At 34.1% G+C, this 15674-nt stretch carries 10 protein-coding genes and 2 tRNA genes; 7 read left to right on the top strand and 5 right to left on the bottom strand.

Annotation, left to right across the window (positions count from 1 at the left end; translation table 11 throughout):
- Positions 1 to 80: 80 nt before the first annotated feature.
- Positions 81 to 293: a hypothetical protein gene (locus FLV_RS00245; RefSeq protein WP_243229939.1), complete on the top strand. Its 213-nt coding sequence runs from the start codon at positions 81 to 83 to the stop codon at positions 291 to 293.
- Positions 294 to 507: 214 nt separating this feature from the next.
- Here the strand turns inward: FLV_RS00245 and FLV_RS00240 are convergent, their stop codons facing one another.
- The 4 genes from FLV_RS00240 to mutS form a co-directional block, all read right to left on the bottom strand.
- Positions 508 to 879, bottom strand: a complete 372-nt coding sequence (locus FLV_RS00240; RefSeq protein WP_243229938.1) for a DUF1508 domain-containing protein — start codon at positions 877 to 879, stop codon at positions 508 to 510.
- 110 nt (positions 880 to 989) lie between these two features.
- Positions 990 to 1075, bottom strand: a tRNA-Leu gene (locus FLV_RS00235).
- Between the two features lie 81 nt (positions 1076 to 1156).
- Positions 1157 to 1229 (bottom strand) — tRNA-Gly (locus FLV_RS00230).
- A 151-nt stretch (positions 1230 to 1380) separates the two neighbouring features.
- Complete coding sequence (gene mutS / locus FLV_RS00225; RefSeq protein ID WP_243229937.1) at positions 1381 to 3987, bottom strand: DNA mismatch repair protein MutS; 2607 nt, start codon at positions 3985 to 3987, stop codon at positions 1381 to 1383.
- 159 nt (positions 3988 to 4146) lie between these two features.
- On the opposite strand from mutS, the gene FLV_RS00220 reads away from it, so the two are divergent.
- The 3 genes from FLV_RS00220 to FLV_RS00210 all read left to right on the top strand — a co-directional run bounded on the left by FLV_RS00220 (position 4147) and on the right by FLV_RS00210 (position 8681).
- Complete coding sequence (locus FLV_RS00220; RefSeq protein ID WP_243229936.1) at positions 4147 to 4584, top strand: DUF1573 domain-containing protein; 438 nt, start codon at positions 4147 to 4149, stop codon at positions 4582 to 4584.
- Positions 4585 to 4663: 79 nt separating this feature from the next.
- Positions 4664 to 5200 (top strand): RNA methyltransferase, encoded by a 537-nt coding sequence (locus tag FLV_RS00215; RefSeq protein WP_243229935.1) that lies wholly within the window; start codon positions 4664 to 4666, stop codon positions 5198 to 5200.
- A 106-nt stretch (positions 5201 to 5306) separates the two neighbouring features.
- The gene (locus FLV_RS00210; RefSeq protein ID WP_243229934.1) at positions 5307 to 8681 is read left to right on the top strand and encodes a T9SS type B sorting domain-containing protein; all 3375 of its coding nucleotides are present in this window, start codon (positions 5307 to 5309) and stop codon (positions 8679 to 8681) included.
- Between the two features lie 119 nt (positions 8682 to 8800).
- Here the strand turns inward: FLV_RS00210 and folK are convergent, their stop codons facing one another.
- Positions 8801 to 9934, bottom strand: coding sequence for a 2-amino-4-hydroxy-6-hydroxymethyldihydropteridine diphosphokinase (folK, locus tag FLV_RS00205; RefSeq protein ID WP_243229932.1), 1134 nt, complete (start codon positions 9932 to 9934; stop codon positions 8801 to 8803).
- 137 nt (positions 9935 to 10071) lie between these two features.
- Here folK and sppA point away from each other — a divergent pair, with 137 nt between their 5' ends.
- The 3 genes from sppA (at position 10072) to FLV_RS00190 (ending at position 15572) form a co-directional block, all read left to right on the top strand.
- Positions 10072 to 11829, top strand: coding sequence for a signal peptide peptidase SppA (sppA, locus tag FLV_RS00200; protein ID WP_243229931.1), 1758 nt, complete (start codon positions 10072 to 10074; stop codon positions 11827 to 11829).
- A 10-nt stretch (positions 11830 to 11839) separates the two neighbouring features.
- Positions 11840 to 12787 carry an alpha/beta hydrolase family protein gene (locus FLV_RS00195; RefSeq protein WP_243229930.1) on the top strand — a complete coding sequence of 316 codons (948 nt, stop codon included), beginning with the start codon at positions 11840 to 11842 and terminating at the stop codon, positions 12785 to 12787.
- 160 nt (positions 12788 to 12947) lie between these two features.
- Positions 12948 to 15572 (top strand): AsmA family protein, encoded by a 2625-nt coding sequence (locus tag FLV_RS00190; RefSeq protein ID WP_243229929.1) that lies wholly within the window; start codon positions 12948 to 12950, stop codon positions 15570 to 15572.
- Positions 15573 to 15674 lie beyond the last annotated feature (102 nt).

The raw sequence follows: 15674 nt of genomic DNA, 5'->3' as shown, positions 1-15674 counted from the left end.
AAAATAAAAAAATATTTTACATATTAAAAAATTTATATCTTTGCCTCGAATTAATAATTAACCTTTTATAATAAAGTAAGATGAAAAAAGTATTTTTAAGTTTAGCTGTTGTTGCTGTTTTAACTGTTGTATCTTGTAAAAAAGCTGACGCTGCAGCTGAAACTGCTGTAGATTCTACTGCTGTTACTGTTGATTCTGCTGCTGCTGTAGTTGATTCTGCTGCTGCTGTAGTTGATTCTGCTGCTGCAACTGTTGATTCTGCTGCTGCTAAAGTAGAAGAAGTAAAAAAATAATTAGAACCCAGTTCTAAAGATTTTAAAACCATCCATAAGATGGTTTTTTTTTATGCTTAAAATTTAAGCTTAAATCCCAATCTCAAAAAAAATCCCAATCTCAAAAAAGACTCTGTATCTTTTTGAAATTTGGGATTTTTTTTAAACTTAACAAAAACTAAAAAACAATCAAGCCTTGAGTTTGGAATTTTCAATATCAAAATTCCATTTTCTTTTATTCCTCAACCCCTTCAACCTCCTCTTCTTCAAAAATCAAATCATTTGACGAGAAATCCAAAATCTCCGCTCTCGACGCATACAATACAATTTCCTTTATCCCTTTCTGCAAAAGCAACTCTGTAGTATATTTACGACTCGTTGCAAAGTGAGTCTCACCCAACATCAATTTAAAAAAATACTTCCCTCCAGAGCCCTTAAATTTTAAAAAATTAGCCCGCTCAATATTTACTTTAAATTTCTCAATATCCTCTTCACACTCAAACTTTAACTCATAACTCAAACTTGTAAATATCACTTTCCCTTTTCTGGAAGTAAATACAAACTTATATTCATCATTAAATCGCCTGCTAATTACAAAAGCCCCCATGTTGATTGTTGATTATTGATTGTTGAAAAATAAATTTACTTCGCAAATTTACTTACCACAACCATGAATTTACACCATAAAAAAAGCCTCTTCAAAAGAAGAGGCTTTAGTACTCAGAGCGGGACTTGAACCCGCACGAACATTGCTGTTCACTGGATTTTAAGTCCAGCGTGTCTACCAATTTCACCATCCGAGCATTATATCTTTTAGTATTTTTTTTAAATAATTTTTTAAAAAAATCAATTAAATGAAACACCATCCAAGCGTTTTGGTTTTGAGCGAAAAACGGGGCTCGAACCCGCGACCTCGACCTTGGCAAGGTCGCGCTCTACCAACTGAGCTATTTTCGCGTTTCAAATTTTAATAAGAACTGCAACACTTAACTTGTTCTGTATTGCGAGTGCAAATTTAGGACATTTATTCAATTAAACAAGCCTTTTTTGAAAAAAAAACACACTTATTTTATAACTTTCTGATAACCTAAACTTTAAATCTGAAAATTTATTTTTTAATCAACATCCTTTTAATCTCATTGAGTTTCATTAATGCTTCAACCGGAGTAATCGCATTTATATCAAGACCCAGGATTTCTTCTTTTATTTCTTCCAACAAAGGATCATCCAAATTAAAGAAACTCATCTGTATTTCATCATTTGCAGATTTGATTCCGTTAAGCGCATCGCTCGAATGGTTTTTCTCCAGTTTCTTTAATAGTTTTTGAGCCTTTGAAATAACCAGCTGCGGCATCCCTGCCATTTTTGCGACATGAATACCAAAACTATGCGCACTTCCTCCTTTTACCAGTTTACGAATAAAAAGAACTGTATCCTTTAATTCTTTTACAGCTACATTATAATTCTGAATTCTTGGCAGAGATTCAGTCATTTCATTTAATTCATGATAATGCGTTGCAAACAATGTTTTTGCCCTGCCCGGATGTTCATGTAAAAACTCGGCAATAGCCCAGGCAATCGAAATTCCGTCGTACGTACTTGTTCCTCTTCCGATTTCATCCAACAAAACCAAACTTCTGTCTGAAATATTATTCAAAATAGAAGCCGTTTCATTCATCTCAACCATAAAAGTCGATTCTCCCATCGAAATATTATCTGAAGCCCCTACTCTTGTGAAGATTTTATCCACGATTCCCATTCGTACACTGTCTGCCGGAACAAAACTTCCCATTTGAGCCAACAATACAATTAAGGCCGTTTGCCTCAAAATAGCCGATTTACCCGACATGTTAGGCCCGGTAATCATAATAATCTGCTGGCTTTCCCTGTCTAAATAAACATCATTTGCAATATAAGGAGTACCAACAGGTAATTGTTTTTCGATAACAGGATGTCTTCCATTTTTGATTTCAAGTTCAAAAGTTTCATCAATTTCCGGACAAACATATTGATTCTCGACCGCCAATTGTGTAAACGAACACAAACAATCCAATTGCGCGACCAAACTTGCGTTCATCTGAACCGGTTTGATATAAGTAGCAATCCAGGCCACTAACTGCTCAAAAAGGTCTGATTCAATTTTATAGATTTTTTCTTCGGCTCCTAAAATTTTGGTTTCGTATTCTTTTAATTCTTCGGTAATATATCGTTCGGCATTTACCAAAGTCTGTTTACGAATCCATTCTTCCGGGACTTTATCTTTATGTGTATTTCGAACTTCGATATAATATCCAAAAACATTATTAAAAGAAATTTTCAGAGAAGAAATCCCGGTTCTCTCCGACTCTCTTCTTTCAATTCCTTCTAAAAATTCTTTCCCTGAAGTTGAAATAGCACGTAACTCATCTAATTCTTCATTAACTCCTTTTGCAATAGCATTTCCTTTTGCAATAGCAACCGGAGCATCCTGATTTAAAGTAATTTTTATTTTCTCCCTTAGTAAATCACAGGCATGCAGACTATCTCCTATAATTTTGACTGCTTCCTGCGGGCTTTGCAATGCCAAAGTTTTTATTGGAATAATCGCATCCAGAGATTCTTTCAGATAAACAATTTCACGAGGCGAAACTTTTCCGGCTGCGATTTTAGAAATCAAACGTTCTAAATCTGAAATCTGCTTGATTTGGTACTGAATATTATGAAGGATTTCAGGGTTTGATTTCAAATATGAAACCACATCATGGCGTCCTTTTATTTTATTAGCATCTTTTAAAGGTAATGCCAGCCAGCGTTTCAACAAACGACCTCCCATTGGCGAAAGCGTTCGGTCAATCACGTCTAAAAGCGTTACAGCATTTGGATTATAACTGTGGTATAATTCTAAGTTTCTGATGGTAAAACGATCCATCCAAACGTAAGCATCTTCTGCAATACGCTGAATTGTCGTGATATGCTGCACACGATTATGCTGGGTTTCGGACAAATAATACAAAATCGCTCCGGAAGCAATAATTCCTTCCTTCAATTCTTCAACGCCAAAACCTTTTAGAGAAACAGTCTGAAAATGTTTTGTTAGAGTTTCTAAAGCATAATCTTCTTTGTAAATCCAGTCTTCCAGATAAAAACTATGAAAATCATCTCCAAAAGCCTCTTTAAAATTACCTTTACTATTCTTAGGCACCAGAACTTCACTCGGATTGAAATTCTGCAATAATTTATCAATATATTCTGCATTTCCCTGAGCCGTTAAAAACTCTCCCGTTGAAACATCCAAAAAGGAAATTCCGATACTTTTATTAGCAAAATAAACTGAGGCTAAAAAGTTATTTGTTTTTGATTGTAAAACCTCATCATTTAAAGAAACCCCCGGAGTTACAAGCTCCGTAACCCCACGTTTTACAATCGTTTTGGTCATTTTTGGATCTTCGAGCTGATCGCAGATCGCCACACGAAGACCGGCTTTAACTAATTTTGGCAAATAGGTATTGACAGAATGATGCGGAAAACCAGCCAAAGCGGTCTCGGTTTCAGAACCTGCACCTCTTTTTGTTAAAGTTATCCCCAGAATTTTAGAAGCTCTGATGGCATCTTCTCCAAAGGTTTCATAAAAATCCCCAACTCTGAAAAGCAGACATGCATCAGGATATTTCCTTTTGATTTCGTTGTACTGTTTCATTAAGGGTGTTTCTTTTACCACTTTATCTTTCGCTGCCAAATTAGTATGTTTTAAATGAAAATTAAGACAGCGAATTTATAATATTTTAACGGTATATCGAAGTGCTTCAAAAATTAAAATATTTTAAGAATATTTTAAGCTGACATTTAGGAATTTTACATAGATTTGTTCATCATTAAAACAAAGACCCTTATAAAGATGAAAAAAATAATTTTATTAGCTATGCTGGCTGTAGTTGGAATTACAGCTTCTAATGCTCAAAGCAAAAAATCTTCTACAACTAAAGCTGCCAAAGTTGCTAAGGTTCAGGGAGCCGGAATGGTTTTTGAAAACGAAACAATTGATTACGGAACAATCGCTCACAATGCTGATGGTAATCGTCAGTTTGTTTTTGTAAACAACGGAACAAAACCATTAATTATCACTAACACTCAGGGATCTTGTGGCTGTACTGTACCAACAACGCCAAAAGAGCCAATTGCTCCAGGAGCCAAAGGTGTTATTGGCGTAAAATATGCTACTGACAGAGTTGGTGCTTTTACAAAAACGGTAACCGTTACTTCTAATGCTGAAGGACAACCAACAAAAACATTAACGATTAAAGGTACTGTTTTACCAGATCCGGCAAAGAGCTAATCTAAAAAAACAATATAAAAATAAATCGAAAAAGCTTCCTTATCTTTGGAAGCTTTTTTTATGAACTGAATACAACACAATGAGAAAACTTGAAAATAGCGAACTGGAACGCAAATCAATTGATGATTTTAAAAAATCAGACAAAACACCACTGATTTTAGTTCTGGACGATATTCGGAGCTTACACAACATAGGATCCGTATTTAGAACTGCTGATGCTTTTTTAATTGAAAAAATAATCCTGTGCGGCATTACAGCCACTCCTCCCAATAAAGAAATTCACAAAACAGCCCTTGGCGCTACTGAAACCGTTGCCTGGGAGCATCATGAAAACGTTTTGGAAGTTATTGAAAACTTAAAAAAAGAAAACGTATTAACTCTTGCTATCGAACAAGTAGAAAGCGCCATTTTTCTCCAGGATTTTACTGTCGAAAAAAATCAGAAATATGCTTTAGTCTTCGGAAATGAAGTACATGGAGTTGCCCAGGAAGCTGTAGCAATTTGTGATGGCTGTATTGAGATTCCGCAATTAGGCACCAAACATTCTTTAAACATAGCGGTTAGTGCCGGAATTGTAGTTTGGGATTTATTTAAAAAAATCAACTGGAATTTATGACATCTATAAAAATTACCCTTTTTTAAACAAAAAAGTTAATTCATAGCATTTTTTTCACAATTCTCTTAACTACTTTTACTAAAAGAGTTTACGAAATTAATTTGCTATGAAAAAAACGTTTTTGCTATTTTTATTTTTATCAGGCTTTCTTTGTTCTGCTCAGTACACTACAATTCCTGATTCAAATTTTGAAAAAGCCTTAATCGATTTAGGAATTGATAGCGGCCCTGTTGACGGAAGGGTTTCTTCTCTTAATATCATGAATATTAAATCTTTGGAAATTCCGGGAAAAAACATCTCAGATTTAACCGGAATTGAGGCCTTTATAAAATTAGAGCAATTAAACGTTGGGATACTTTATAATGATCCCGGTAAAAAAAATAACCTTACCAATCTAAACATTTCTAACAACATATACCTAAAAGATTTACGCTGTGAATATAATGATTTAACATACCTTAATCTTTCAAATAACACACAACTGAATACACTTTATGTAAACTACAATAAACTTAATGGTATTGATATTTCTAAAAATACAGGATTAACCACTTTTGATTGTCGTGAAAATAACATTTCATACATCGATGTAACTAAAAACACTTATTTAACAAATTTAAATGTTTCTGCAAATAAGTTAACTAATTTAGATATTTCTAAGAATTTATCATTAACCACTTTGAGCTGTTACAAGAATCAACTAACTAATATAGACGTTTCAAAACACATCAAAATCAAAAATTTTAACTTTGGATTTAATAAATTATCAACTATTGATGTTTCTAAAAATACGGCTTTAGAATTTTTAAATTGTGAAAACAATCAATTAACAAGTCTTGACATTACGACCAATACGCTCTTAACCGGATTGGAAAGCAAAAACAATCTATTGACCAATTTAGATGTTACTAAAAACACTGGTCTTGTTCGTTTAGACTGCAGTTTTAACCAATTATCAACTATTGATATTTCGAAAAATCTTTTACTAAATGATTTTATAATAAGTAACAATCAATTAACCAGTTTAGATGTTTCTAAAAATACAGCTCTAAAGCTATTATTTTGCGGCTTTAACAGCTTAACAAATATTGATGTTTCTAAAAATATTCTTTTATATGATTTATCAATTCACAATAATCAGATAACCAACTTAGATGTTACTAAAAACACTGGATTAGTAGTTTTAAACTGCCAAAACAATCAGCTAATTGATTTAAATGTTTCTAAAAACATTAATCTGGTTAATTTTCACTGTGAAAACAACCAACTAACCAATTTGAATTTAAGAAACGGAAAAAACACAAAGTTTTCCTTTTTAGACTTTAAATCAAATTCTGCTCTTAGCTGCATTCAGGTTGACAATGCCACTTATTCAAATACAAACTGGTCTGCTTATAAAGATGCTTCAGCTACATACTTAAATAATTGCAACACCCTTAATAGTACCGCACCTAAATTAACTGCTACCGGAAATCAATTATATTGCCCTAATACCGAAATCTATATTGTTACCGATTTCTCTATAACCCATGATCCCGACGAAACAGGAACTCAGGCTGTTTATATTCAAATTTCATCCGGATATGCTGCGGGATTTGACAAATTAAGCCTTTTAGACCCATCTTTACATCCAACTATCACAGAAAACTGGGATTTGGCTGCAGGAAAACTGACACTCACAAGTACAGCAGGTACTCAAATATTATACACAGATATTGTTAAAGCAGTTAAAAATATTGTTTTTTCAAACCCTTCTGCAACTGCCTCCGGAACCAAAACTTTTTCTATCACTATTGGTCAGGCAAATTATTTACCTTCAACAGGACATTTTTATCAGTTTGTCCCTAACGTTGGCATTAAATGGACTGAGGCAAAAATCGCTGCAGAAAACAGTACTTATTATGGCTTACAGGGATATCTCGCTACTATTTTGGCTGCAGATGAAGCAAAATTAACAGGCGAGCAAGCCTCAGGCGCTGGCTGGATTGGCGGAAGCGATGCCGAAACAGAAAATGTCTGGAAATGGGTTACTGGCCCGGAAGGGCTGGCAAATAATGAAACCGGAACCATATTTTGGAATGGAAACAGCAATGGAACCACACCGAACTTTGCCCTTTGGAACCACACCGAACCAAATCAGGCCGGAGACGAAGATTATGCACACATTACAGCTCCGGGCATTGGAATTCCCGGAGCTTGGAATGATCTATCAGATACAGGAGGATCAAGTGGTGATTATCAACCAAAAGGATACATTATTGAATACGGAGGAATGCCTGGAGAATTACCTTTAGAAATTGCTGCCAGCACCCAAATTACGATTCCTGAAGCTACTATTATTTCCCCTAATGCAATTTGTGATTCAGGAACTGTTACGTTAAATGCCACTTCAAACGCCGGGACAATCAAATGGTATGATGCTCAAGTGGGAGGTAATTTACTCGAAACCGGAAATACGTTTACAACTCCAATAATAAGCAGCACAACAACTTATTACACAGACGCAGGTTGCGAAATAAACCGAAAAAAAGTAGTGGCTACTGTAAACAAAACTCCAGAAACACCAACCGTATCTTCAACAGTTTCCAGATGCGGAACCGGCACTGTCACTTTACAGGCAACCTCGAATTTTGGAGTTATTAATTGGTTTACAAATTCAACAGGCGGAACAAGTATCCATACCGGAAACAACTTTATCATACCAAGCGTTTCAGCAAATACAACTTATTATGCAGAGGCTTCGGATAGTGGCTGCATCAACCCAAATCGTATCCCGGCAAATATAATTGTATATACTCCTCCTGTTGTTACTAATGAACAAGCGATTTTATGCGAAAACCAATCTGTAATTTTAGATGCTAAAATAAGCGGAATGATCTACAAATGGTCAACAGGAGAAACGACCCAAACCATAGAAGCTAAAACAACAGGGACCTATACCGTTGAAGTAACCAGCCCGGATCCTGAAAACTGCACAAGCACAAAAACCATAACAGTTATTGAATATAAAAAACCAATTATTAAAAATATTGATATAAAACAAAGAACCGTTGTTATCAATCTTACAAATCCACAAGATTATTTTGAGTATTCTGTTGATGGAAGTAATTATCAGAATTCAAATACTTTTTATGATGTGCCGGGCGGTTTACAAACTGCTTATGTAAAAGTCAAGAATAATCAATGTAATAGTAATGAGACTATTCAGGATTTCATTGTTATTATTATCCCATCATTTTTCACTCCTAATAATGACGGCTTTAATGATTTATGGGAAATTACCGGAATGGAGAATTATCCTAAAGCACAAGTTACCATTTTTGACCGTTACGGAAAACTACTCATACAATTGAATATTAACAAATTGAGTTGGGACGGCACTTTCAAAAAAGCTCCGCTTCCTGCTTCTGATTATTGGTACACCTTAAAAATTGATGATACAAAACCCTTGTTTAGAGGGCATTTTTCTTTGAAAAGATAATTTAATTAGAAAATATGTCAATTAAAAAATGAGATAATTATCTACGCAAAAAAGATATTATTTGTAACTGTTAGAAAGTAAAAGCCTTTAAAAAATTTCCTAATTATCAAATTGGCACATTATCTAATTACTCTTTGAATCTCATTCAATATAAAAAGATAATCTTCGTGTTTTTTGACAAAATCACGATCCGAAACATCAATTATTAAAACATTCAGATCTGTTTGGGATTTGATATATTCCAGATAGCCGTTATTTATTTTCTCCAAATATTCAGCCGAAATATTTTGTTCATAATTCCGTCCGCGTTTCTTAATATTCTGAAGCAGTCTGTTTGTATTCTGATACAAATAAACATATAAATCCGGCTTTGGCATTTCTTTGTAGATAATATCAAATAAGTTTCGATACAAACGGTATTCATCTTCGGCAAGCGTGATTTTTGCAAAAATTAAAGACTTGAAAATGTGATAATCGGCAATTACAAAGTCTTTAAACAAGTCAAATTGTGACAAATCATCAGCCAATTGCTGGTAACGATCGGCGAGAAAAGACATTTCTAACGGAAAAGCATATCGGTTTTGATCTTTATAAAATTTTGGCAAAAAAGGATTATCGGCAAAACGTTCCAATACCATTTTTGCATTAAAATCTTCGGCTATTTTCTGTACCAAAGTGGTTTTTCCGGCACCAATATTTCCTTCAAAAGCAATATAATTAAATTGCTCCAGCGGAATTTGCTCCAATGGATTTTTCAGGTTCTGAACTACAGTACAAACGCTATCATCGGGTGTAATTGCGATTAATTCTGAAACGGTTTTTTGAAAAATCGGATGTTTCCAATTTAGTTTTAAATCCTGCATTGGCAATAAAACAAACTTTCGGTTTTGCATTAGCGGATGCGGAATCTGAAGTTTTTCTGATTCAATTATCTGATCATCAAAAACAATCAAATCGACATCAATGATTCGGGATTGATACCCTTGCTGCCCCGAACGAATGCGTCCCAGTTGTTTTTCAACTTTTAAAACCTGACTGAGTATTTTTTGTGCAGAAGAAGAACTGTGCAGAAGCAAAGCACAATTGTAAAAAGCATCACTTTCAAATCCCCAGGCGGGTGTTTCATACAATTTTGAAACCAGGATGACGGTTCCCACTTCCTGATGTATCAAATTAATACAACTTTCAATGTTTTCTAACCGGTTTCCCTGATTACTGCCTATAGATAAAACGACCTGATGCTGTGATTTCATAATTAATGCAAATTAACTAAAACTATTTTAGAAATAACAATATATTTGTGTAGCGACATGCTTATTCAACTGATAAATTAAGTCTCGAAAATTGTAACAAAGCAGCTCTTTTTGCTACTTATTAAAAAAATATATTTATGAAATTTCTAGGAAATGTAATGGCCACAGTAATTGGCATTTTTGTTTTTATTATGCTGTTCTTTTTTGGTGTAATCCTAATTGGAGCTATTTTTGGAGGTGACGACAGCGTTACTGTCAAAGCTGATTCGGTTATTGAATTAGATTTAAAAAAAATCAATAACGACTATGCCGGAAAATATAAAGATCCTTGGGTAACTGTTTTTTCAGACAAAACAAACATTGGTTTAACAGATGTAATCAATGCTATTGAAGCTGCAAAAACTGACGATAATATCAAAGGAATCTCCATATTAAATGACGAATCTTCCTTAGGCCTTGCTCAATATAAAGATTTGAGAAATGCTTTGGAAAGTTTCAAAAAATCAGGGAAATTTGTTTGGGCTTATGCTAATACTTATTCTCAAAAAGAATACTATTTAAACTCGGTGGCCAATACTGTTTATTTGAATCCTGCCGGGGACTTAGATTTTAAAGGTCTTTCATCAGAAGTAATGTTTTTTAAGGATTTTCAGGAAAAATCAGGCATCCACATGGAAGTTATCCGTCACGGAAAATACAAAAGTGCCGTTGAACCTTTCCTCGAAAATAAAATGAGTGATGCCAACAGAGAGCAGATAACAGCACTTTTAAATTCTGTGTGGACCACTGTTGTCGCTGATATTTCAAAAAGCCGAAATATTTCAGTTGCAAAACTTAACGAAATAGCAAACGGATTGCTGGTAAGAACTCCTGAAATGGCAAAAGCTCAACATTTGGTTGACATTGTTGCCTATGAAGATGTCTATCACAATGCCATCAAAAAAGCTTTAAAAGTAAGCGGAGATGATGATTATAATAAAATATCAATTTCAGATTACACACAAAATAATATCACTACAGCTTTGACCAATACAGCAACCGATCAAATTGCAATTATTTACGCTCAGGGCGAAATTGGCAGTGGTGAAGGTGATGTTAATCAGATTGGTGAAGGTTCTATGAGACGTTCATTACAGGAAGCCAGAAAAAATGATGATGTAAAAGCGATTGTACTAAGAATAGACAGTCCCGGAGGAAGCGCACTAACATCTGATTTAATCTGGAGAGAGATTGAGATTACCAAAAAAGTAAAACCTGTTGTCGTTTCTATGGGTAATTATGCTGCTTCAGGCGGTTATTATATTGCCTGCAACGCCAATAAAATTTTTGCCGAAAAAAATACGATTACCGGCTCAATTGGAGTTTTTGGTATTTTACCTAATTTCAGTCCTTTAGCAAATAAATTAGGCATCAATACCGAGCAGGTAAAAACACATGAAAACTCGGCTAATTATAGTCCGTTTGTGCCTGTTGACGAAAAATTTAAAGCTTTTACTCTAGAAGGTGTTGAACACGTTTACAAAACATTTGTAACTCATGTTGCCGAAGGCCGAAAAATGACTTTCGCCCAGATAGACGCCATTGCTCAGGGAAGAGTCTGGTCTGGTACTGAAGCTTTAAAAATTGGTTTGGTAGACAAAATAGGAGGCCTGAATGATGCAATTGCCGAAGCTGCCAAAATTGCCAAAACAAAATCATACCGCACACAGAATTATCCTGAATATGAGAAAAGTTTAAACGATCTTTTGTCCGGGCTTCCTTTTGCACAATCAAAAGAATCATTTATAAAGGAAGAAATTGGTGAAGAAAATTATATTCTTATTGAACATATCAAAAGACTTCAAAAATTAAAAGGCGCTCAGGCCATCATGCCTTACAGTATCAATATCAAATAATTTATAGGAAATGAATAAAATCATGCTGCTTTTAACGGTTTTTATTCTAAGTTTTGTTAGTGCTCAGGATAAAAAAGAGGTCACATTTAAGGAATCCCCTGTTGTATTAAAAATAAATATCGATCAGTTGTACGGTACGCTGACAATTCCGGAGGTAGCCAAAAAATGCCCTGTTGCCTTAATCATTGCGGGTTCGGGACCAACAGACAGAAACGGAAATAATCCGATGATGAAAAACAATTCGTTAAAAATGCTTGCCGAAGCTTTAGCGAAAAACGGAATTGCATCCTTACGTTTTGATAAAAGAGGAATTGGTGAAAGCAAAGCTGCTGCCCCTTCCGAATCAGGATTGGTTTTTGAAAATTATACCGAAGATGCAAAAAGCTGGATTAATTTATTAAAACAAGACAAACGCTTTTCTAAAGTAATTGTAATTGGACACAGCGAAGGATCGTTAATCGGAATGATTGCCGGAGCAAAAGCAGACAAATTTGTTTCAATTGCCGGAGCCGGGGATGCTGCCGATAAAATTTTAAAGGCACAGATTTCTTCCAAAGGAATAAAACAGATTGAAGATATGACCTTTCCTATTATTGACAGCCTGAAAAGTGGTAAAACAGTAAAAAATGTTGACCCAATGCTTAATTCGCTTTTTAGACCGGGCATCCAGCCTTATTTAATTTCCTGGTTTAAATACGATCCGCAGACAGAAATAAAGAAACTCCCGATTCCTGTTTTAATTCTGCAGGGAAATAACGATTTGCAGGTAACTGTTCAGGATGCTGAAAATTTATCCAAGGCCAAACCCAATTCTGAATTGCTCGTCATTGATAAAATGAATCATATCCTAAAAGTTATTGAAGGCGACCAACAGGCAAATTTAGAAAGTTACAACAACGAAAATCTTCCGATTTCTGAAACACTGACTTCTAAAATAGTTTCATTTATTCAGAAATGACAATAAAAATTAAATTAAATCCGTTTGAAATAATAAGCTCAAACGGATTTTTTTATTGAATTTTATCAAAAAATTACAAAAAAGCTCTCGTATAAAAAACTATTTTTGCTAAAAGCATTTATCGTTTTTTGTCTATTCAACCCCCAAATATTAAATAATTATGTTAAAGAAAATTTTAAAAATCACAGGAATTGTACTCGTTGTTTTAATTGCTGCTCTCTTTGCTGTTCCCTACCTTTTCAAAGACCAGATCAAAGCTAAAATTGCTGAAGCCATTAACAAAAGTGTCGATGCAAAAGTAAGTTTTGCTGATGCTGATTTAAGTTTGTTCAAAAACTTTCCAAACGCAAACGTTTCAATTGAAAAACTGATAATCATCAACAAAGCCCCTTTTGAAGGAGATACACTGGTTTCTTTAGGAGAATTAGATTTAAAAATGAGCATCAAGGAACTTTTTAAAGGAAAAGAAGAAGCTTTAAATATTGAGGGAATTAGTTCTCAAAACGGTTTAATTAATATTATTTTCAACAAAGACGGCGTTGGAAACTTTGATATTGCCCTTAAAGACGAAAAAGAAACCAAATCTGAAGGCAAAAGCGATCCTCTTTCGTTAAAAATTCAGAATTATAAAATTGAAAACTTCACTTTCAGGTATATCGATCAGGGTTCTAAAATAAAAATGGTAATTGACAGCCTGAACCATGAAGGAACAGGAGATTTTACCAATTCGAAATTGGATTTAACTACAAAATCTACTGCCAATGTTTCTTTGGACATGGATAAAATGAATTATCTTAAAAATGTAAAACTGACTTTAGACGCTGTGTTAGGAATTGATTTAGAGCAAAGCAAATATACTTTTAAAGAGAACAAAGCTTTAATCAATCAGTTGCCTTTAGAATTTGACGGATTTATTCAAATGGCTGAAAAAGCTCAGATTTATAATTTAAAATTTAAAACCCCAACCTCATCTTTTACTAATTTCTTAGGCTTAATTCCTTCAGCTTATGCTTCAAGTCTTGATGGTGTAAAAACAACCGGAGATTTTACCGTTGTTGGTTTTGCAAAAGGAGCATTAACAGATACAACTGTTCCGAAATTCAATATCGCAATTGCATCGAACAACGCTTCGTTTCAATATCCGAACTTACCAAAATCGGTTCAAAATATTGTAATTGACACAAAAATCATCAATGAAACCGGTATTTTAAATGATACTTATATAAATCTGGACAAACTTTCGTTTAGAATCGACCAGGATGTTTTTAGTGCGAAAGCCAATATTAAAAACGTAACCGTTAACCCTATTGTTGATGCTGCTTTAAAAGGAACCATCAACCTGGCAAATCTTTCAAAAGCTTATCCGGTTAAACTGGACAAACCTTTATCAGGTATTTTAAAAGCCGATGTAACCACAAATTTTGATATGGCATCAGTAGAAAAAAGCCAATATCAAAATATCAAAAATGCAGGAACGATGAGTTTATCCGGATTTAAATATACAGATGAGAATAACAAATCGATGAATATCAGCACCGCTTTGGTTGAGTTTAACCCAAGTAAAATTAACCTAAAACAGTTTAATGCCACTACTGGGAGAAGTGATATCGCTATTAACGGAATTTTGGAGAATTTCTATGGTTTTATGTTTAAAAAACAGGAACTGAAAGGAAACTTCAATATGAGTTCAAACCAGTTGGCTGTTGATGATTTTATGACTTCGGGAGAACCTGCAAAAACTACAGCTGCAAATGGCGAAGCAAAAACTGAAACAAAAACTGCCGCAAAACCTGCAGAGGCTATGAAGATCCCTGCATTTTTAAATTGTACTTTAAATGCAAAAGCAAATACCGTTTTATATGACAATTTAAAACTGACTGCTGTTTCCGGTAAATTAATCATTAAGGATGAAAAAGCTACTTTAGAAAATTTCAAAACATCAATCTTTGGAGGAACAATCGGTTTGACAGGTACCGTTTCGACGAAAGCAAAAGTTCCAACCTTTGATATGAACTTAGGATTTAATCAGGTAGATATTGCGCAGACTTTTACGCAATTGGATATGATGAAAAAAATTGCTCCAATTGCAGGAATTATTAACGGTAAACTAAACTCGACAATTAAATTAAACGGAAATTTAGATGCCAATGAGCTAACTCCAAACTTAACATCGCTTTCAGGTGATTTATTGGGACAATTGCTTTCGACTACCGTAAATTCTAAAAATTCGACTTTACTAAATGCATTAAGTTCAAACATCAAATTTATTGATCTGAGCAAAGTAAACCTGAACGACATAAAAGCTGCTGTTACTTTTGATAATGGAAAAGTAAACATAAAACCTTTTGATATCAAATATCAGGATATTAAAATTACAGTTGGCGGAACTCACGGTTTTGACCAAACGATGAATTACAATATAAAATTAGATGTTCCTGCAAAATATTTAGGAGCAGAAGCAAATGCATTCCTTTCTAAATTATCTCCTGCTGATGCAGCTAAATTGCAGAATATTCCAATTTCCGGTCTGATAACAGGTAATTTTACAAACCCAAAAGTAACATTGGATACTAAAACAGCGGTTAATAATCTTACAAATCAAATTGTGAGTCAACAAAAAGAAAAACTAACCAAACAAGGAGCTTCGGCTCTTACAGATTTGCTTAATAAAAACACCAAATCAAAGGACACCACAAAAACTGCTACTGAAAATAAGGCAAAAACTACCGAAGAAGTAAAAACAAAAGCCAGCGAATTATTGAATGGCTTGTTTAAGAAGAAATAAGAACAGTTAAAGAGGCTGTCTCAAAAGTAGAATAGCCTCTTTTTTATTTAAATAATTCTCAAAAATTATCCAATTATACCAAATATTTATTGGTTAATTGCA

This window comes from Flavobacterium pectinovorum (assembly GCF_022802975.1).
Classification (GTDB): domain Bacteria; phylum Bacteroidota; class Bacteroidia; order Flavobacteriales; family Flavobacteriaceae; genus Flavobacterium; species Flavobacterium pectinovorum_B.
Note: the sequence above shows the minus strand (reverse complement) of the source record. Positions and strands in the feature narration are given on the sequence as shown.